Source organism: Alkaliphilus peptidifermentans DSM 18978, from assembly GCF_900101495.1.
GTDB classification, from domain to species: Bacteria; Bacillota; Clostridia; order Peptostreptococcales; family Natronincolaceae; genus Alkaliphilus_C; species Alkaliphilus_C peptidifermentans.
Map to the genome: position 1 here is coordinate 91,688 of NZ_FMUS01000014.1, position 19,707 is coordinate 111,394.

Genomic DNA, 19,707 nt, shown 5'->3' on the forward strand with positions numbered 1-19,707 from the left:
CATTGCTACTCATAACGCAATGCTTCTATTGGGTCTAATTTTGATGCTTTATTGGCAGGATATACTCCAAAGATAACCCCTACAACTACAGAGAAAATAAAGGCTATTATGATTCCGTCCACTGAAATTATAAAGGGTAGCTTTATCAGTTTTACGATGCTATATCCAATACCACTTCCAAATAAAAGTCCCAGTAATCCACCCATAAAGGATAGTATAACTGCTTCTAACAAAAATTGTAATAATATTGTTCCTCTGTTTGCTCCTATGGCCTTTCTAATTCCAATTTCTCTAGTACGTTCAGTTACTGATACCAGCATAATATTCATAATGCCAATGCCTCCAACCAATAAAGAAATAGCTGCAATACCAGAAATTGTTGTGGTTAGAAACCCTAATCCTTGATTTAACTGATTAAATTCTGTCTCCATATTATTAATTCTATATATGTCTCTATCTTTATTTTTTCTTTCAAGAAGATTCAATATTTGCTCACCCACTCCGTCTACATTTACAGCTTCGATAGCTTGAACTGTAAGTCTAGGATAGCGTTCTAGGTTAAATAGCCTTGTAGCAAGACTTATGGGCATATACCCATAGTTATAATTACCCATGGCCATATTGGCAATAACTGAATCTGACATCTTAGTTACACCTATTATCATTAGGTCTATTGTTTGGTATCCTGAAGCCATTGAAACTGTCTCTCCAATGGCTTCAACAGTTCCAAAAAGGTGTTGAGCAGCTCTTTCATCGATAACAATAACATTCCTTCTTCCTAATATATCTGACTCTGTTAGGAATCTTCCCTGTAATAAATCTATATGATCTACCAAATCGTAATTATGATTTACACCATATAGGTCCATTCTGAGATTTTTGTCTCCATATTTTAAATCTACCCATCTACTTATATCTGGTGCAGCAGCTACAATGTCTTCTATATGATCAATAGACTCAACATCTGCATCGCTAAATAAATCACGGTAATAAACTGGGCGATCTGCATTATAATTCATTCTAACAGTTAACTTTCCTTTGCCATGCTCTTGAAAAGCTCCTGACATATCAGCCTGCGCTGCATTCCCTAGAGTGGTAATTATAACAACAGACATTATACCAATGATTAGCCCCAGCATTGTTAGGGAAGACCTCATCTTATTTACCCATATATTTTGAATCGATACCTTAAATATCTCATATAGCACCATTTTTAATCATCCTCTTATCTATTTCTACATTATTCATATCGTAACGCATCAATTGGATCCAATTTTGCTGCTCTGTTGGCAGGATAAACACCAAACAGTATACCAATAGTAATGGCAAGAAAGGCAGCAAGCAATACTTCCTTAAGGCTTATTAAAGGCGGTAATTTTAAAAAAACTGATACCCCTGTTGCCAGTAAAAATCCAAAGGCAATACCTAAAACTCCACCCATTAGTGAAATTATGGCTGATTCTGTTAAAAACTGAAATAATATAGTTCCTCTTTTAGCACCAATTGCCTTTTTTACTCCTATTTCTCTTATTCGCTCGGTAACTGTAACAAGCATAATATTCATAATGCCTATTCCTCCAACAAGAAGAGCAATACCCGCAATAAAAGCCAGTACTGAGGTTATAGTAGTTAAAACTGAATTAACTGCTTCAAAGGCCTGTTCTAGATTGAAGGTTTGGTATTTGTCATTGTTATTATGTAATCGTTCCAACAACCTGATAGTTTGTTCGCCTATATAATCCATTTGATTCCTGTCTTCTACCTTTAGATTGACTCCATAATAAACTGTTTGCCCATAAATTCTCAGTATTGTATTTACTGGAACATATACCTGAGCATATCCTCCATTAATTGCGGAGTTAAAAGGGCTATCCTCATATTGATAAATTCCTACTACCCTAAAATCCACTGGCCCTCTATAGGTGTTTAGAGTGATTGCTTCACCAACAGCATCAGTCTTACCAAAAATCTCCTTTGCATCCTTTTCAGATAGTACAATTGTATTTGCATAGGATTCGTTATCCTGTTGATTAATATATCTTCCATACACCATCTCAACATTATTAATAATCTGCATATCTGAGTTGGCTCCCACAAGTATAACATCTTGATTCTTGTCCTTAACCTTTATAGTGGAATATTCTTCATATATTGGAGCTACTGCTTCAATACCATCTAATTGTCTTATGGCCTCAATATCACGGTCATTTATATAATCTCTAAGCTGCATTTCATTTTGATTGCTCCAATTCATATATACCATTAATCTATTTGTTCCAAATTGTTCAAGACTCTTTTGAATTTGATACTTTCCTCCATTTCCAATTGCAGAGATGGCAACCACAGCTGATATACCAATAATTATACCCAGCATGGTTAATAGTGTACGCATTTTGTTTGCTCTAATGGAGGAAACTGCCATACTTATATTTTCTAATAGGTTCATTAACATCAATCCCTTTACCTACTTATTATTTACCTCTGTTGCAGTAACTAAATCTCCATCATTCAAGGTCATATTAGGCCTTAAAACAATTTTTTCTCCCATCGTTAGTCCACTGACTATCTCAACATGGAAATCAGACTCGATACCTATTTCTACCTCTCGTTTTTCAAGTACATTATCATTACAAACGAAAACAAATCTCTTATCTTGATCTTCTACAATAATTGAATCAAAGGGTAAAACGATTGTATTTTCTCTTTCCTCGCTTACAATCCTGGCCTTCACAGAAAAACCTGGCTTAAGCATCTCATGCTGATCTATTACATTGATTGTAACAGGTACTACGGTTTCATTAGTCTGTCCAGTAGATATTTTGGAAGCTGTAGGTGCAATTTTTTCGATAATACCATTAAATAAAGTATTAGCTAAAGCATCAGATTCAATCTCTACTTTTTGACCTTGCCTTACTTTACTTATGTCATACTCACTGACATTAATTCTAATTTGAAGGTTTGTTGTGTCTGCTACAATAAAGGCTGGTGTTGAGGGACTGATAAAGAAACCTTTGCGAGCATTAACCTCAGTAACTATACCATCAATTGGACTTGTTATATCGCCTTGATTCTTTTCCATTTGACGAATTGTGTCTTGTATAGTTAATTGACTTACTTTAATTTGTTTTTCAGTTTTTAGTATTTCATAGTAAAGAGAGTCTTCATTATTTGTAAATTGTTCGTAGCTTCTAACAATATCTTGATAATTCTTTTCATTTTGTTCGTATTCTAATTGAGAAATTGCTCCATTTTCAAACAGCTCTTTGCTTCTTTCAAAGGATTTTTTTGCTTCTTCTAATTGACGCAAAGTGTCATCCATTGACTCCTGTCTGGATTTTTTTAGTCTTTGTAAATTAAGTTTTTCCACCTCAAGCTGTGTCTCTGAAATAGAAAGCTTATTCCCAAATTCTACTGAATCTAATGTAGCTAATACTTGACCCTTCGTTACAGTATCTCCAACTTCGACTTCAACCGTCTCCACTTTTCCTGCTGACTCACTATCATGAAAGACCAATTCTCTTTCAACTTCTTCCAGTAATCCATTGGCAGGTATTTTAACCGAAATATCTCCAGCCTCAATAGTCGCTACATCAACAGTTATTCCCTGTTTTCCTCCTTTAGAAGCCGATACTGCAGCTGCAGTAATACCAGCTGCTATTAATAGTACAACTATAATAACTATAATCTTTTTCTTACCCTTTTTCTCCATTTATATCCTCCTCTTTCCTCTATTACATATTAACTTAAATATTATTTTGATCATTCATATAGCTTTACGTAAAATAACTTAAAAAGTTTATATTTTTTTAATTTTATTTATAATTATTTTTATATGGGCATTTTTTAAGATCCTTCACTAACCCTCAGGATGACAAATCACATTCAACATTCAACATTTAACATTCAACCATTTTACTTTCATTACATATTTGTTTTAAGTTCCTTCCACATAATTACCGCATCCTCACCATTATCAGAGTAGTATCCTGGTCTAATTCCACATGGCAAAAACCCTAAGCTTCTATATAAGCCTTGGGCAGTAATGTTATTTTTACGTACCTCTAATGTCATTCTTGCTATTCCCAAACCAATAGCTTCCTTAATAACCTCTTCAACTATTTTCTTTCCAATTTTTTTACCCCTAAACTGGGGATGCACTGCTATGTTTGTAATATGAGCTTCATCAATTATAATCCACATACCTAAATAGGCTACAATTTTATCTGCTAATACCGCTACGTAGTATCTAGCACATATGTTGCTTTTTATCTCCTTTTCAAATGAAGCCTTAGTCCAAGGTATTGGAAATGAATTCTCCTCTATGTACATTACGTCGTTTAAATCCTTAGTTGTCATTTTTCTTATAATAGGTACTTCCATAAATCTTGTGTCACCCCTTCATTCGTTCCTCAAGTTGATTTTCAGCCTGTGACTTTCTCATATAAATAGGTACAATTTTATCAGCATCCTCTAAGTCACCTGTTTTAGCTTTTTCAAAAGCTAAAGTACCTATTGATGAGGCTCTTGCTATGGCAGTGGCTGAAGGAGCTATTACGGCCAAATGACCCAACTCAGTAATTAATTTGTCCATATGTAGATTAAGTCCATCTCCTAAAAAAATAGTCTTCATTTTCCTTTCTTTAATATCGGAAATTAATTCATCAATATGAAGTATGGCATGTTTATTATGCATTTTAATCTCGTTGTTTTCCCAAGAGTATATTGCAGTATATACATTATCCCTTTGAGCATCAATAATGGGACAAATGTAGCTATTACAAAAAGGTAGATTATAAGCCAACCCATCGAGGGTGGAAACCCCTACTACTGGCTTATTTAAAGCCTGTGCCATTGCCTTTACAGTAGTTACTCCTATCCTTAATCCAGTAAAAGAGCCTGGGCCAATAGCCACTGCATAAACATCAATGTCTCCTGGTAGCAAATTACAATTTTCTAATGTTTCTTCAATTAATGGCATTAGTTTTTGTGAATGGTTTTTTTGATGATTCAATACTATTTCTGCTATAAGCTTAGTATTTTCTAGTACGGCAATTGTTGCCACTATTGAAGAGGTATCTAATGCCAGTATCCTCATTTCATCAACAGCTCCTTAATAATATTTTTATAATTTTGACTTTGATCCTCTACACATATAGTGCGGCTTTCAGCACCCGTTACCTGTATTTCTATCCATAGGCAATTTTCAGGTAATATCTCTTTAATGATTGAAGCCCATTCTATTATGCATACTCCATCACCAAAAACATATTCATCAAATCCTATATCATCCATCTCATGAGGTTGATTAACCCTATATACATCAAAGTGATACATAGGAATTCTGCCTTGATACTCCTGTACAATAGTAAAGGTTGGACTTGTAACAACCTCCTGTACTCCTAATCCCTTTGCGAAGGACTTAGAAAAGACAGTTTTTCCCGCCCCAAGATCTCCTGTTAAGCAAATGATATCGCCTTTTTTCACCATGCTTCCTAATTTTTCTGCAATGGCTTCGGTTTCCTGCTGATTATTTAGTTTAATACATTTCATTGTTGCACCTACTAACTGATATAATTTATATGTAAAAACTACCATATACTATTTTAACACAAAAACATAATTTGAAAATTGAAAGTTGAAATTTATATAGTGCTTGAATTAGTAAGAAAATATATAAAAAGTGTTTCTTTGTTTTATAATTATTAACTATTCTTTATTAGCTATTCCCTTTCCCAAGCTAGATAATCAATATATTAACAAAACCCAGCTAACGCAATATATGGTATATATAACGGTGCTGGGTATGGTTTTTAAAGTTAGTCATTAGTCATTAGTCATTACTCATTACTCATTATTAATTACTCATTGTCTTTTGTTATTATCTGTTCTTTAAAATTGGTGAGATTTTTTTATAGATCATTAATGTAACAAGGGTAATTATTGAACCCTTAATGAAGTTAAAGGGGGTAATGGCATATAAAACTAGTGATGGTACATCAACTATATTACTATTAACAACTGTTCCCATTTCTACAATTACATCTATGGGCATAAAATTTGAGTAAAATGGAATTAAAATATAAAGATTAGCCAAGGCTCCAAAAAAACACATTGATAATGTTCCTGTAATAGCTCCCATAACTGCATGCTTTTTATCCTTTTTAATATGATATATTAATGCTGCTGGGAGAACATATGAAGCTCCTATAATAAAATTCGCTAATTCACCCACACCTCCTGTGTCTGTTCTTGTAATAAAGAATAAGAACACTTTGATAAGCTGGATTATAACCCCTGCTACTGGACCAATGGCAAAGCCTCCAATAAGTGCTGGAACATCACTTAAATCTACCTTTAAAAAGTTGGGAAATAAGGGGATGGGGAACTCCAGCATCATTAACAGAAATGCAATTACAGAAAGTATTGATATCTTTACCAAGGTAACTGTTGTTAATCTCTTCTTTGACCTACCATAACCTATTGCTTTTTGCATAAAACAACCTCCGATTTATATAGATTTTATATTTGGAGAAGATTAAATGGAACTTTCCTATAAAAAACAAAAACACCTAAAGAAGTATCCTCAGGTGTATATGAATCCACGAAAAAAGATCATGATTTCTTCTCCCATCCAGACTGTACTGTCGATACTGGAATTTCACCAGTTCAATCGATTAAAATCGACTCGCGGATTTTGACCGCCGGTCGGGAATTTCACCCTGCCCTGAAGAATTATAAAAATATTTAATTATTCAAATACATTATACCCTTAAATAAATTTAAAAACAAGTATTTAAAAACTATCTTCTCTTCCTTTAAAATTCTTTATCACCTTAAACTCTTCTTCCAATGTAAATTTATACTTTATACATAAGTATAGTATTCCAAGTAGAATTAATAATTTGGGAGTAAATATAAGAATACGGAGCCAGCTCCTGGACATTATTTCACCAAAAGAAATATCTAAAAGCCCCAAAGCAATAATACTATATAACCCCTCAACTAAACTATTTAGTACTACACCCAATAGATTTGAAAATACCGATGTTATAAACGGAACTTTAACTATTAACCATGTTAAAAAAACAAAGGAAGCATAAAGGTATAGTACATGTACACCAAAGGGAACATCTCTTCTCACAAAATATGCTATAATTCCTTGAATAACTGCAGCAATTATTAACCTCCTCCATGAAGGTTTTATTCCAATCATAACTAGTCCAAGTGCCATCACTAGTATGGATTCTGGAATTGAGCCAAGTATGACAACATTTAATGGCATATTGTCCATGTTAAATCTCCTTTACTTACAGAAATATCTATGATTAACTTACTTTTTATAAACAATATTACCATCAATAATAGTACACTCAACTGATGCTTGCAGATCTAGTGGATGCTTATTCCAAATAACAATATCTGCATCCTTACCTATTTCTAGACTTCCTATTCTATCATCTAGACCTAATATTTCAGCTGCATTAATGGTAATAGACTTAAGGGCTTCTTCTTCTGGTAATCCAGATTTCATTGCAAGAGCTGCACACATAGGCAAATGCTGTACAGGTATAACAGGATGATCTGTCATAATTGCTATTTTTACACCTGCCTTATATAATATAGCTGGTGTTTCAAAATCTTTATTTTTTAATTCAAACTTAGAACGATCACCTAAGGTTGGTCCAACTATAGCAGCACAACCCTCTTGACTTATATAGTCCGCAATTAAATGTCCTTCTGTACAATGCTCCAATGTAATCTTTAATCCAAATTCCTTGGCAATTCTAATGGAGGTCAATATGTCATCTGCTCTATGGGCATGGGCCTTAAGGGGAATTTTTCCCTCTAAAACAGGTAACATTGCCTCTAATTTAAAATCAAAGGTTGGTTGCTTAGATTTATCATTTTTAGCTTCTTCTTTTTTGTTTTTATAATTTATAGCCTTCATAATAGTTTCTCTCAAAATAGCAGCTGTTGCCATTCTAGTCATGGGCGAACGCTTCTTTTCATGATATACTCGCTTAGGGTTTTCTCCAAAAGCAACCTTCATTGCAACTGGTTCAGCTATAATCATTTCATCAATTCTTCTTCCGAAGGTTTTTATTGCCGCAAATTGACCGCCTATTACATTAGCACTTCCTGGGCCAGTAGCAACGGCTGTGATACCACCCTGATATGCCTCTTCAAAGGTTCTATCCATTGGATTAATACCGTCTAGGCTTCTTAAATGTGGTGTAACAGGATCTGTCATTTCGTTTCCATCTGCTCCTTCAAAGCCTATGGCATCTTCCCATAGACCTAAATGACAGTGGGCATCGATCATTCCAGGAAATATCATTTTTCCCTCAGCATCAATAATTGTTGTTCCATCTGGAGCATCAATGTTTGGGGCAATATCAATTATTTTATTCTTTTCCACCAGTATACAACCCTTTTCAATATTTACTCCTGCCATTGTTATTATTTTACCATTTTTTATTAGAAGCATTACCAATCTCTCCTTTGTTACATTATGTTATGAACATATTCCACAATTTGAAATAAATTCCTTTATTTTTCGAGTACAAAAATATTTTTTATTTAATAGTAAAGTTCAACTTTCCTATTAAATTCTTGGTTGTTAAGGGGGCGATCCCCCTTATGATTAATGAGGAGGATACAGCATTTTATCCATAGGCTTTAACGCATGAAATGCTTTTGTTCTAAAAGGCTACCAAAAATATAGACCTATTAGAATCTAAAAAAGTTCCATAATTGGAAACTTTTTTAAAATTTTTCCCACTAAGACTCTTGGTCAGATACATAATACTAATTTCCATAAACTATATAGCGGAAATCTTTTTTCAAAGAATGGTCATTAAGTAGCTCAACATTATTTAAATTCCGAATTGACAGGTGAAGGTGTTGTGATGTAACTCATTGCATATACTTAGTATGGATTATGTATATGATAGTGTTATATCCCTTTCATAGTGTAACGAACAATATTATTCCATATTATTTGATATATATTATAATATTGCATATTTGTAAATATATGGTTGATTTTTTGTTCTTATTTTGTTATTATTTACTCATATTACGTGAGGTAATTAAAAAAGGATATATAATTTCGAAAAAATTACTAGGTATAGAATAATAATTCTATACCTAGTGAAATTTTCTACAGGGGGAACCATTAATGAAACTTAAAAAGGGCTTTAAATTAGCAGTAGTTCTATCTGTTGTTATAATTATAAATTCTTTTTTAAAGGGTGGATTAAGGCTTGCGTCACTAGTTAGTTCCTATATAGGTATTACATATCCTATATTACTATTTTTTATTCCAGAATATGTAGCGCCTTCCATAAAAGAAGATGCTGACTTAAAAAAATACAAATATTTTGCTATTTTACTTATAGTCTTTTATATTGTATTTCAGTTGATATATTTGATTTAAAGATATCGGAGTTAATCAACTTACATGCATTTGTTTAATTTTCCATTTTCCATTTTCATTTAATCTTTAATTCTTAACTCTTAACTCTTAACTCTAAAGTACTATTCCCGACTCTTCAAGGGTAACCATCTCATTTACCATGTATGTAGCTGCCTCTAACAAATTGAATGCCAACACAGCTCCTGAACCTTCCCCTAATCTCAAACCTAGGTTAAGTAATGGGTCTAGTCCTAGTAATTGTAGTGCTTTCACTCCTCCTTTTTCAGCAGACATATGGGATACAAAAATAAAACTTTTAATCTTAGGCTCTAGTGCTACAGCTAATAATGCTGCAGCATATGAAATAAATCCATCGATCACAATCGGTTTTCTTTGTGCTGCCGCTGCTAAAATGGTTCCTACCATTCCGCCTATTTCAAAACCCCCTACCTTTGATAATACGTCGACGGGATCATTTGCATCTGGATGGTTTTTATTTATAGCTCTTCTTATAACCTCTGCCTTGTGATGGAGCTTGTCCACTGGCAATCCTGCCCCTATGCCAACCACATCATGTGGATTACAGTCTCCCAACACTGAAATTATGGCAGAGCTTGCAGTGGTATTTGATATTCCCATTTCTCCTATTGCAATACAATTTGCACCCTTCATTATTTCTTCATTTGTAATTTCAATACCTATTTCTATGGACCTAACTGCCTCTTCTCTTGTCATGGCAGGCCCTTGAGTCATGTTGCTGGTGCCTGAACGTATTTTTTTATTAATTACCCCATTATAGTTAACTTCATTTTTTACTCCTACATCCACCACGATTACCTTTGCCCCTGCCTGTTTTGCAAAGGCACACACACCAGTAACACCCTTAGCCATATTATTTGTTTGAATAGCTGTAATTATTTGAGGATTTGGAGCAACCCCCTCATCATATACTCCATGATCGGCCGCCATAACAATAACAGCCTTATTATCTACTTTAGTAAAAACATTACCAGTAATTCCCGCCAGCTGAATTGCTAAGTCTTCTATTCTGCCAAGACTCCCAGGTGGCTTTACAAGATTATTTACCCTATGGCCAGCTTCCTCCATAGCATCCATGTTTAATTCTCCAATGTTTTTGATGGTCTCAAGCATTAATTTCATCTAATTTCCTCCTTTATTTTAACTCGAATATTTATATAAAAAAGCCCATGGATTATATGCAGTAGCAAATAATCCATGGGCTTTACCATCATCCATGCTTACATCTATTATAGGCAGGTCTCCTGACTCAGATTCATCGCCCTCCACGCCTTCCCGAAAACAGTGGCATTAGTGGTAGCTCCCCTTTACAGTGGTGGGTCCGTTGAAGCATTTAACTTCATTCCCTATTCTCCCAATGGGCACCTATAATAGTTAAATTTTTAAATTATTATTCAAAGAATAATTAGTCTATTATCTTATATAATAAAGATTTTCTAAGAAAATTTCAATACTATTTTAAAATATTAAATATATTCTTACAATGGGTTTCCTTCACAGCAAAGGTAAATAAATAGCTTGCTGCTACGAAAATAAAGCAATATAAGAAGGCTTTTTGAAATAACTGTACTGGCTCAAGCTGCCCTCCATAGGTATCAAATACGTAACCCAAAATGGGAGGAATCACAGCACCGCCTAAAAACCCACCAATATTAACTATTGAAGTGGAAATTCCTGCAATGGCAGGATGATTTACTTCTTTACCACAGGCCCATCCTAGCACAAAAGTAGAACAAGTAAACCCTAGGGTGAAAAATAGTGGATAGAGTATAACAATGGGAGGTCTACCTCCATTCATAAACACAAGGATTCCCCAACAAAGTGTATATACTCCACCAAATAATATCATTGGAAGCTTTCTTTTTTTTATACTGTCAGAAAATTTCCCTATAGTATAGCTTCCAATAGCCAAGCCAAACACTGCAACTGTTAAATAATTTGGCGCAACAGCTGGGTCCAGTTTATAAACATCAACTAAATAGCTTAGACCCCAAGTACCAGTTAAAGCAACATAAGCGCCAAAAAAGCCTGTAAATACAAAGAAGCTTGGCCATGTATTCCAGTTAGTCAAAGCCTGTAGAAGACTTTTTAATAATGGAGGACTCTCCATAGTCTGGGTAGACTTTTTTTCTCCCTCTATTTCTTCGATGGTAGGTAGCCCCATGTCAGCAGGTGTGTTTCTAACTACCCAAAAAGCAACCAAGGCTAATATAATACTAAGTATCCCAATGGCTGCAAATGTATTTCTCCAAGTAAAATACGCAACCATAATGGCTAATGGAGTTTGTGCCATCACCCCTCCCATATTTCCAACAAAAGAGGTAATTCCAGACATTGTAGCAAACTCGCTTTCTTTAAACCAACTGGATTGCACTTTAAGAATTGAAATAAACACCACAGAAACTCCAATACCAACTAATAAACGACCAAAGAATACCATAAATAAGTTTGGTGCAAACCCAAATACAATTGATCCAATCCCTGCCAATAGAGTTCCGAAGGAAACAGTTTTTCTTGCCCCTAGGGTATCTGCTAAAATTCCCGAAGGAATTTGCATAAGCATATAGGCATAAAAATATGTTGAACCAATATTTGCAAATGTGGTTGCCGAAACGCCATAAGCTTCTACTAGATCTTCACGAACTACTCCAATGGCTAATCGGTGAAAAAAAACAATAATATAGGCTAGGACTAAAACCCCCCAGACTACCCATCGGTATGTCATCATTTTCTTAATCTTCAGCTGCATATCATGCATATCTAAGACTCCTTTAATGCTAAACTAGTTATTCTGTTTTATTCCCTTCATACTTAAGGAAACACGTCCCTTTTTCAAATCTATTCCAATTACTTTTACATTAACAATATCACCTATAGCTACTACCTCCATTGGATTTTTCACAAATTTATCACATAGCTCAGATATATGAACAAGTCCATCATTTTTTATCCCTATATCTACAAATGCTCCAAAATCAATTACATTCCTAACAGTTCCCATTAATACCATATCCACCTTTAAATCTTCTATTTTCAGGACATCTGTTCTAAACAGAGGTTTGGGCATTTCTTCTCGTGGATCTCTACCTGGTTTTTTCAGCTCTTTTGCAATATCCTTTAGGGTTGGTACGCCAATGTTGAGTTTTTCTGCCATGTCCTCTATGTCTATATTATTAAGCTTTTCTCTTAAATCATTCAGACTTTTATTATTTAAATTTTTTAATGGAAAAGCCACATTATTTAATAAAGCTTCTGCTGCTTTATAGGATTCAGGATGTACAGAGGTATTATCTAAAGGATTTTCACCATCTGTAATCCTTAAGAAACCAGCACATTGTATAAATGCAGCAGGTCCTAGTCTTTTTACCTTTTTAAGCTGATTTCTATTAGTAAGCTTTCCTTCTTCTTCTCTGTATTTAGCTATGTTTTCTGCAACTGCTTTACTTATACCAGAAATATATTGTAATAATGAAGGAGAAGCTGTATTCAGATCAACCCCTACACTATTAACACAGTCCTCCACTACACCTGTTAATGCTTCATCTAAACGCTTTTGATTAACATCGTGCTGGTATTGGCCAACCCCCACGTGCTTAGGATCTATCTTAACTAACTCTGCCAGTGGGTCCTGTACTCGTCTTGCTATGGATATGGCTCCCCTTATGGATACATTAATATCAGGGTATTCCTTTGAAGCTAGTTCCGAAGCCGAATAAACAGATGCCCCAGCTTCACTAACAATCATATAATAAACAGATCTATTAATTTCACTCAGCATCTCAGCAACAAATAATTCTGATTCTCTAGATCCAGTACCATTCCCTATAGCTATTATTTCTACATTGTTTTTTTCAATCATTTGTTTTAACTTATTTTTACTGCCTATAATATCGTTTTGTGGAACTGTTGGATATACTGTTGTCGTTTCTAAAAGTTTCCCAGTACCATCTACAACAGCAATTTTACAGCCGGTTCTGTATGCTGGGTCAAAGCCCATTACAACCTTATCCTTAATTGGTGGTTGTAATAACAGTTTCTTTAAGTTTTCTCCGAAAACTTTGATAGCCTTTTCTTCAGCCTTTTCTGTTAAAAAGCCTCTTATCTCCCTCTCAATTGATGGTGAAATTAGTCTTTTATAAGCATCCTCTATGGCAGTTTCTAAGTAAATATTCTTTTTTCCATCATTATTAATTATCTTCTTCTTTAGGTAATAGTTTATTGCTTCTTCATTAATATCTAATTTTATTTTAAGAAATTCTTCCTTTTCTCCTCTATTAATGGCAAGAACCCTATGATCTGCTATTGTTTTCACAGCTTCTTTGAAATCATAGTACATTTCATAGACTGAGGAAGTCTTTTCATCTACTGCCTTAGATATTATAATACCTTCCTTTAATGTCATACTTCTAATTTCTTTTCTATAATCAGCATTGTCAGATACTGTTTCTGCTATAATGTCCATTGCTCCATTAAGTGCATCCTCTATTGTACTTACTTCCTTTTCAGAATCAATGTACTCCTCTGCCGCCACCATTATTTCCTCTGTATTTAATGTTTGGCCATAAATAATATCTGCCAAGGGCTCTAACCCCTTTTCCTTTGCAATGGTTGCCCTTGTCCTTCTCTTTGGTCTAAATGGTCTATAAATGTCCTCAACCTCTTGCAGGGTATTTGCTTTCTTAATTTTTTCCTCCAACTCAGGTGTAAGCTTTTCCTGTTCGTCAATTAAGCGATGCACTTCTTCCTTACGATTTTCTAAGTTTCTCAGATAATTCAATCGTTCTGCCAGGTCCCGTAGAACTGTATCACTTAGTTCGCCGGTTTGCTCCTTCCTATAACGAGCAATAAAAGGAATAGTATTGCCTTCATCTATTAGCTTCATGGTATTTGTTACTTGAAATTCCTTTAATTGAAATTCTTTAATCAATTGTTGAACTATATTCATTTTTTTCTCATCCCTTCCTTAAATTTCATAATGATATTATACCATAGTGAAATCGTTACTGTATATTTTATACTAATACCAAATAAATATAAAAAAGACCTCCCTATAAGGGAAGTCTATGTTACATATTTCATATGATTTATTAATTACTATTTATGCCTTCTCCCATTTTTCTTCCTTTACAACATAATCGTTAAGCTGACCTTTTCCATATGTATAGCCTGTTACTACTGCAGGCCCCTGTTGATGGCCTAACTCTTCACTTGATAACTGTTGCCATGCATCGAATAATGGTGAAACAACCTTTAATGCTTCATCTAGCCTCACAGGGTCTTTATGGATAGCACCTGCGGTAATTAGACGGTTTATAAAAAGATATATGCTTCTTAAATTATTTGTAATTTCCGAGTCCCCTTGAAGAGTTGCAAATAACTCAGCTAAAATATCTCTAACCTTTGTCATATTATAATTAAAATCTATTTCGTTTTTATTATTTAAAGCTGTTTTTCCTTCTTCTATGTATTCCATTAAACCCTCATATAATAGTTCTACCAATTGTAGATCGTTGGCAGTAGTGATTCTATTGGTAATATATTCTTTATCTAACATTTAATCCACTCCTAACTACCCAGTAGTTGTAATACCGACTGAGGACGTTGGTTTGCTTGGGCCAGCATTGCTGTGCCTGCCTGGGTTAAAATATTAAGCTTTGTAAAGTTGGACATTTCCAGGGCCATGTCCAAATCTTCTATTCTTGATAGAGCTGCAGTTAAATTTTCAGCAGTATTATCTACATTTGCAACAGTATGCTCGAGTCTGTTTTGGATGGCACCTAGCTTTGATCTAACGTTAGAGACTGTTTTGATTGCTCCATCTATTGTCTCTATGGCCTGTGAAGGATCAGTTACCATATTAATACCACTTATGCTAGATCCACTAGTGCCTATTTTACTAATCAGCAGACTATCTATTGTAAAGGTAAGGGTTTCACCTTTATTTGCACCGATTTGAAGCTGAATACCGGAGGCTGATAGTTGACCATCGATAAGCTTTTTATCATTAAAATTGGTTGTCGTTGCTATATTATCAATTTCTTCAAGCAGTTCATCTACTTCATTCTGTACAGTTTGTAAATCATCGGCGTTATATATACCATTACTGGATTGAACAGCCAGTTCTCTCATACGTTGAAGCATAGCATGAATTTCATTCATGGCCCCCTCTGCCGTTTGAACCATTGAAATACCATCTAGAGAATTACGTGAGGCAACTCGTAGTCCATTGACTTGACCCCTCATTTTTTCTGAAATGGCCAGCCCAGCAGCATCATCAGCTGCACGATTAATTCGCTTACCAGAAGATAGCTTTTCTAATGCCTTTGATGTAAGATTTGTATTCTGAGTTAATAAACGATGGGCATTCATTGCCGGTACATTATGATTAATTCGCATCTATTCTTCCTCCTTAGTATTTAATTCTATATTATTTATCGACATATATTTGCAATAACTTTAATGGATGCTTTGCTTTTTCCCATCTATGTCTTCTATAAATATTAAAATTTGTGCTACAATTTCATAAAGCTCTGTTGGGATTTCGGTACCCACCTTCATTTGTACTAATTCCTTTACCAGCCTTTCATTTTTATGAATAGGCACTTGATTTTCTTCTGCCGCCTCTAAAATGTTATCCGCAACAATACCTTTACCTGCAGCCGTTACCTTAGGTGCGTTATCCTTTTCTGGGTTGAATTTAAGTGCCACTGCTTGTTTAATTTTTTTTCTGTCCATTGTTTTCACCTCTAAATGATTATATCTATAGAATGCCTTGAAGTCTCTTGCATTTCAATCTCTTTAATCATACCCAATAGGTGCTGATTCTCATCTACCTTATAGGATATCTCCTTCACCTCATAGCCTGCCGTCTCCATAAGTCTTTCCAATTGCTTTATTTCAGCATCAATTGCACGCTTGTACTCCCACTGCTTTACTCCAATTTTAATAATAGCCTTTTTAGCTACCACACCAACATAAACATTAATATCCTCCATACTATCTGTATCAATATTTAGCAATATAGACATATTATTAGGGTCAATTTTTTTACTATTTTTTTTCTTATTCATCACGTATATTTGCAGGTTATTAAGCTTATCATTCATCATTATGGGTAGCTGTAGCAAAATATCATTTTTATTCAACTGTCCTTGAAGCTGTAGAGAATTTGTAATTTTTTCAAGCTGTTTTTCTACTTCTTTTTTAAATTTCGGATTAATTTCCTCTGCTTTATATGATAGGTTTTTTATATTGTTTATGAAGTCATCATAAAACTTATTAACATCTGTATTTCCTGCCTTTATCTCCTTTGTTAAACCTTCTAAGGACTTCTGTAATTCCTGGATTTCCTTTTGCAAGCTACTGTTTTCAAATTCCTTTGATAGCCTAAATAGGTCATCCAGCTGATGTGCCAACTGTTGCTTATTGTAAAGAAGCATTGATATATTTTGTACGCCTGATAGATTTTGAGGTATATTATTTTTCATTAATAAGGAGATGATGCTTTCCTTTTGATTACCTATTTCCGTTAAATAGGAATAGGAATTAGCTGTTATTTTATCCTGTACATAGGCGTTTAACTGTCCTAATTCTAATTTTTCAAGCTGTATGCCCTCTGCGGTACCCTCTTTAATCATGGATATATTCATATTGTTTCGCAGGTTATTATAATAATTTTCAGTCCTGTATAGACTTTGTATATTTAACTTATCAATGCTAAGACCATTATTCATCAAAGCTTTAACCAGTTGAATATCTTTACTATTTGTAGGATTTAGTCCAGCTCTTACTATGTCAGTTTCAGACTTCAATAGACTTTCCTCAGCTATATTTTTATCTATCATAATACCTTTATTTTTATAAAGATTTTCTAGGGTATTGGGTATACTCCTATTTAAATGAAAGGCTATTGTATTGTAATCGATAGTCTTCATTTCAGAGAAAATATTAATAATCCCTATAGTTGAATGGTAAGTCTCCTTAACATTAGCGCTCTCTTTACTTAGTAGTTCATCATTGTTTTTTTCTTTTCCCAATAAAATTTGACTTAATTTTATGTCTCCATTACCCTTTATAAGTAAAAGTAGTTCTTCATCATTTATTTTGGAAAGCTTAGCAAGCTTTTCAATAATTTTATTTACTTCATCTTGATTTATATTCCCAGAGGTTGATAAGACCTGAAGGTCCGCCTGATTTACTTCATTAAGATATTTAATTAATTGGTTGATTTCTTCCTTATCTACATTAATACCTCTACCTAAAAGATGTGCTATTTTATTTTGGTCCAGCTCTATAGCCAGTTGATTAATTGCTGCTTTAAGACTCAATACTTTATCAAGGGATTCTTTAGCTATGGGTAAATTGCTTTTAATCATCAGCTTAGATAGTTGAATGTTTTCCTTTGTCCCCTCAATACCCTCATCATGTAATTTGCTCCTTATGTCATCCTCCATCATTCTTAAATCTTTTTCGCTTAATCCCTTTGAAGGTCGAAATCCTTCATAGACTTTAGCTGCATAGTAATTAATTTTCTCTTCTATTTCTAATCGTCCTTTAGTAATGGTTTTTTTCACCTTGTAAAGATTATCAATTGATGCTTCTATCTTATTTTTTACAATATCAACAAGCTTTTCATCTTCAATGCTTTTAATTGTATGCAGCTTATCAAATACATTATTTACCCTATCGATATTCTTTTTTGATATTTCCATACCTGCCTGATTAAGGGCTTTAATAATATCAGTGATATCTTTACCCATTTTACTTCCATATATTTTTTGAGCTATTCCTTCTGCATCTTCCGTTGTCATTTTAGAAAAGCTTTTAACTATTTTGGCTAAAGAAAATCCCTTATTTGTCTCTTTACTATCATCAATTGCTTTAGATACTGTCGACAAAGGATCTTTTTCTACATCTACATCTTTTTCAAGTAACTGGATTGCAGAATCATAGTCTAAGCCTTCTATAATTGTATCCAAGTGATTTTTTGCTGTTATAAAGGCCAATATATTATCTTTGTTAATATCTATACCATGATTTTCTAGTGCATGTATACTTTTAAAGTACTCGCTTTTCTCTGGAAGATTGAATGCCTTTAGTATCTTTACATACTTATCCTCTTCCTGAAACATAGATGATGTATTTTCCTGTATAAGCTTAGAGGTTAATATGTTCTTTTTATCAATTGTTACAATATCTCCAGCTCTACCTTTTATTTCCTGATTTAGTTTCATATCTAAAATCCGTTGATTCCCTATATCTATCTTTATATCCAAACCATTATTGGATACAATTGTTCCTCTAATTTTTAATGTGAATCCTGTGCTTCCATAGGCTTGATTTATCCTGTGATATACTTGATTATTGATGCCATTGTTCATATCCTTATCACCTCTTCACAAGATATATCGTCATTATTTCCTGTTTTCTTTAATTGTTGGCTAATGTCTTTTCTGATTTCTACCGATAGTATATAATAGAAGCATCGGAAAAAGGAGGTGTCCCATGAAAAGAATTGATGGAGTTAATCCTACTGTGGAGTTAAGGGATACAAATAACATAAATATAAGAAAAACTGAAATTAACAGACAACAGTTTATAGAAAAACTACAAGATATAAAATCAGATAATGTGAGAGGTCATCTTGAAGATTTATATAATAAGATAAATAAACAGTCTGAACGAATTGGAGATAAATTGCATTTAAGTGAGGTAATAAAGTATAAAAGCTTAGTTCGTGAATTTCTTGATGTGGCGGTAAAGCATTCTCATCAGTTCTCTAAGCAAAACTTTTTAGACCGAAGGGGACGTCACCGGGTATATAGTATAGTTAAAAATGTTGACCGTGAATTGAATGAGTTAACTAAGGAATTCTTAAGTCAAGAAGTGGACCGAATTTCGGTTTTAAAAAGATTAGACGATATACGGGGAATGCTATTGGATGTATTAATGTAGGTACATTTACATTTTACACAGAATTTGGGATATACCCTTTTTTACACCACCAAAAAAGCCCCTAATGGGCTTTTTTTCAGACTGTTGAAAATCCTCCATCTTATTCGTTGCTACAAAAACCCAGCACCCTCACGTATTACGTATACGCTGCGTTCGCTGGGTTTTCTAGCGCCTCGAATCTGAAGAATTTTGAACAGTCTAGATATTGTTGACTTTTTCAAACAATCACCAAAAAGCCCCTAAGGGGCTTTTTGAGACTGTTGACAAAGTCCACCTGAAAAGGGTGGATTTTTTTT

General features: G+C 34.0%; 18 protein-coding genes and 2 riboswitches. Of the genes, 2 read left to right on the plus strand and 16 right to left on the minus strand.

Going from position 1 to position 19,707, the window contains the following annotated elements:
• Positions 1-5: 5 nt before the first annotated feature.
• From BLP68_RS11410 to BLP68_RS11450, 9 genes are all read right to left on the minus strand, one after another.
• Positions 6-1,211 carry an ABC transporter permease gene (locus BLP68_RS11410; RefSeq protein WP_091543541.1) on the minus strand — a complete coding sequence of 402 codons (1,206 nt, stop codon included), beginning with the start codon at positions 1,209-1,211 and terminating at the stop codon, positions 6-8.
• 29 nt (positions 1,212-1,240) lie between these two features.
• Positions 1,241-2,446, minus strand: a complete 1,206-nt coding sequence (locus BLP68_RS11415) for an ABC transporter permease (RefSeq protein WP_176758990.1) — start codon at positions 2,444-2,446, stop codon at positions 1,241-1,243.
• An 18-nt stretch (positions 2,447-2,464) separates the two neighbouring features.
• Positions 2,465-3,709 carry an efflux RND transporter periplasmic adaptor subunit gene (locus tag BLP68_RS11420; RefSeq protein WP_091543546.1) on the minus strand — a complete coding sequence of 415 codons (1,245 nt, stop codon included), beginning with the start codon at positions 3,707-3,709 and terminating at the stop codon, positions 2,465-2,467.
• A 212-nt stretch (positions 3,710-3,921) separates the two neighbouring features.
• Positions 3,922-4,380: a ribosomal protein S18-alanine N-acetyltransferase gene (rimI, locus tag BLP68_RS11425; RefSeq protein ID WP_091543549.1), complete on the minus strand. Its 459-nt coding sequence runs from the start codon at positions 4,378-4,380 to the stop codon at positions 3,922-3,924.
• A 10-nt stretch (positions 4,381-4,390) separates the two neighbouring features.
• The gene (gene tsaB / locus BLP68_RS11430; RefSeq protein ID WP_091543552.1) at positions 4,391-5,095 is read right to left on the minus strand and encodes a tRNA (adenosine(37)-N6)-threonylcarbamoyltransferase complex dimerization subunit type 1 TsaB; all 705 of its coding nucleotides are present in this window, start codon (positions 5,093-5,095) and stop codon (positions 4,391-4,393) included.
• Entirely contained in the window at positions 5,092-5,550 is a 459-nt protein-coding gene (gene tsaE, locus BLP68_RS11435) for a tRNA (adenosine(37)-N6)-threonylcarbamoyltransferase complex ATPase subunit type 1 TsaE (protein ID WP_091543556.1), read from the minus strand. Before tsaE ends, tsaB begins: the two co-directional genes overlap by 4 nt.
• A gap of 328 nt (positions 5,551-5,878) precedes the next feature.
• A complete protein-coding gene (locus tag BLP68_RS11440; RefSeq protein ID WP_091543559.1) occupies positions 5,879-6,493 on the minus strand; it encodes an ECF transporter S component in 615 nt (204 codons plus the stop codon).
• A 122-nt stretch (positions 6,494-6,615) separates the two neighbouring features.
• Positions 6,616-6,736, minus strand: a riboswitch (FMN riboswitch).
• 57 nt (positions 6,737-6,793) lie between these two features.
• Positions 6,794-7,291, minus strand: coding sequence for a hypothetical protein (locus BLP68_RS11445; protein ID WP_091543560.1), 498 nt, complete (start codon positions 7,289-7,291; stop codon positions 6,794-6,796).
• A gap of 39 nt (positions 7,292-7,330) precedes the next feature.
• Positions 7,331-8,488 carry an amidohydrolase gene (locus tag BLP68_RS11450; RefSeq protein ID WP_091543563.1) on the minus strand — a complete coding sequence of 386 codons (1,158 nt, stop codon included), beginning with the start codon at positions 8,486-8,488 and terminating at the stop codon, positions 7,331-7,333.
• 693 nt (positions 8,489-9,181) lie between these two features.
• Here BLP68_RS11450 and BLP68_RS11455 point away from each other — a divergent pair.
• Complete coding sequence (locus BLP68_RS11455; protein WP_091543565.1) at positions 9,182-9,439, plus strand: hypothetical protein; 258 nt, start codon at positions 9,182-9,184, stop codon at positions 9,437-9,439.
• A 93-nt stretch (positions 9,440-9,532) separates the two neighbouring features.
• On the opposite strand, the gene cobT is transcribed toward BLP68_RS11455, so the two are convergent.
• The 7 genes from cobT to BLP68_RS11490 form a co-directional block, all read right to left on the minus strand.
• Positions 9,533-10,579, minus strand: coding sequence for a nicotinate-nucleotide--dimethylbenzimidazole phosphoribosyltransferase (gene cobT, locus BLP68_RS11460; RefSeq protein WP_091543566.1), 1,047 nt, complete (start codon positions 10,577-10,579; stop codon positions 9,533-9,535).
• A 95-nt stretch (positions 10,580-10,674) separates the two neighbouring features.
• Positions 10,675-10,841, minus strand: a riboswitch (cobalamin riboswitch).
• Between the two features lie 69 nt (positions 10,842-10,910).
• Positions 10,911-12,215: an MFS transporter gene (locus tag BLP68_RS11465; protein WP_242876967.1), complete on the minus strand. Its 1,305-nt coding sequence runs from the start codon at positions 12,213-12,215 to the stop codon at positions 10,911-10,913.
• 24 nt (positions 12,216-12,239) lie between these two features.
• A complete protein-coding gene (locus BLP68_RS11470; protein WP_091543569.1) occupies positions 12,240-14,402 on the minus strand; it encodes a Tex family protein in 2,163 nt (720 codons plus the stop codon).
• A 153-nt stretch (positions 14,403-14,555) separates the two neighbouring features.
• Positions 14,556-15,011 (minus strand): flagellar export chaperone FliS, encoded by a 456-nt coding sequence (fliS, locus tag BLP68_RS11475; protein ID WP_091543571.1) that lies wholly within the window; start codon positions 15,009-15,011, stop codon positions 14,556-14,558.
• A gap of 11 nt (positions 15,012-15,022) precedes the next feature.
• Positions 15,023-15,853, minus strand: coding sequence for a flagellin N-terminal helical domain-containing protein (locus BLP68_RS11480; protein ID WP_091543574.1), 831 nt, complete (start codon positions 15,851-15,853; stop codon positions 15,023-15,025).
• Between the two features lie 60 nt (positions 15,854-15,913).
• Positions 15,914-16,192, minus strand: a complete 279-nt coding sequence (locus BLP68_RS11485) for an EscU/YscU/HrcU family type III secretion system export apparatus switch protein (RefSeq protein ID WP_091543577.1) — start codon at positions 16,190-16,192, stop codon at positions 15,914-15,916.
• Between the two features lie 11 nt (positions 16,193-16,203).
• Complete coding sequence (locus tag BLP68_RS11490) at positions 16,204-18,837, minus strand: DUF6240 domain-containing protein (protein ID WP_091543580.1); 2,634 nt, start codon at positions 18,835-18,837, stop codon at positions 16,204-16,206.
• A gap of 124 nt (positions 18,838-18,961) precedes the next feature.
• Between BLP68_RS11490 and BLP68_RS11495 the strand changes: the two genes are divergently transcribed.
• Positions 18,962-19,411, plus strand: a complete 450-nt coding sequence (locus tag BLP68_RS11495; protein ID WP_091543583.1) for a YaaR family protein — start codon at positions 18,962-18,964, stop codon at positions 19,409-19,411.
• Positions 19,412-19,707: the final 296 nt, after the last annotated feature.

Bases quoted from the DNA above. Each gene is read 5' to 3' on its own strand.
- BLP68_RS11410 (WP_091543541.1), bottom strand. From the start codon at position 1,211: ATGGTGCTATATGAGATATTTAAGGTATCGATTCAAAATATATGGGTA.
- BLP68_RS11415 (WP_176758990.1), bottom strand. From the start codon at position 2,446: ATGAACCTATTAGAAAATATAAGTATGGCAGTTTCCTCCATTAGAGCA.
- BLP68_RS11420 (WP_091543546.1), bottom strand. From the start codon at position 3,709: ATGGAGAAAAAGGGTAAGAAAAAGATTATAGTTATTATAGTTGTACTA.
- rimI (WP_091543549.1), bottom strand. From the start codon at position 4,380: ATGGAAGTACCTATTATAAGAAAAATGACAACTAAGGATTTAAACGAC.
- tsaB (WP_091543552.1), bottom strand. From the start codon at position 5,095: ATGAGGATACTGGCATTAGATACCTCTTCAATAGTGGCAACAATTGCC.
- tsaE (WP_091543556.1), bottom strand. From the start codon at position 5,550: ATGAAATGTATTAAACTAAATAATCAGCAGGAAACCGAAGCCATTGCA.
- BLP68_RS11440 (WP_091543559.1), bottom strand. From the start codon at position 6,493: ATGCAAAAAGCAATAGGTTATGGTAGGTCAAAGAAGAGATTAACAACA.
- BLP68_RS11445 (WP_091543560.1), bottom strand. From the start codon at position 7,291: ATGGACAATATGCCATTAAATGTTGTCATACTTGGCTCAATTCCAGAA.
- BLP68_RS11450 (WP_091543563.1), bottom strand. From the start codon at position 8,488: ATGCTTCTAATAAAAAATGGTAAAATAATAACAATGGCAGGAGTAAAT.
- BLP68_RS11455 (WP_091543565.1), top strand. From the start codon at position 9,182: ATGAAACTTAAAAAGGGCTTTAAATTAGCAGTAGTTCTATCTGTTGTT.
- cobT (WP_091543566.1), bottom strand. From the start codon at position 10,579: ATGAAATTAATGCTTGAGACCATCAAAAACATTGGAGAATTAAACATG.
- BLP68_RS11465 (WP_242876967.1), bottom strand. From the start codon at position 12,215: ATGCATGATATGCAGCTGAAGATTAAGAAAATGATGACATACCGATGG.
- BLP68_RS11470 (WP_091543569.1), bottom strand. From the start codon at position 14,402: ATGAATATAGTTCAACAATTGATTAAAGAATTTCAATTAAAGGAATTT.
- fliS (WP_091543571.1), bottom strand. From the start codon at position 15,011: ATGTTAGATAAAGAATATATTACCAATAGAATCACTACTGCCAACGAT.
- BLP68_RS11480 (WP_091543574.1), bottom strand. From the start codon at position 15,853: ATGCGAATTAATCATAATGTACCGGCAATGAATGCCCATCGTTTATTA.
- BLP68_RS11485 (WP_091543577.1), bottom strand. From the start codon at position 16,192: ATGGACAGAAAAAAAATTAAACAAGCAGTGGCACTTAAATTCAACCCA.
- BLP68_RS11490 (WP_091543580.1), bottom strand. From the start codon at position 18,837: ATGAACAATGGCATCAATAATCAAGTATATCACAGGATAAATCAAGCC.
- BLP68_RS11495 (WP_091543583.1), top strand. From the start codon at position 18,962: ATGAAAAGAATTGATGGAGTTAATCCTACTGTGGAGTTAAGGGATACA.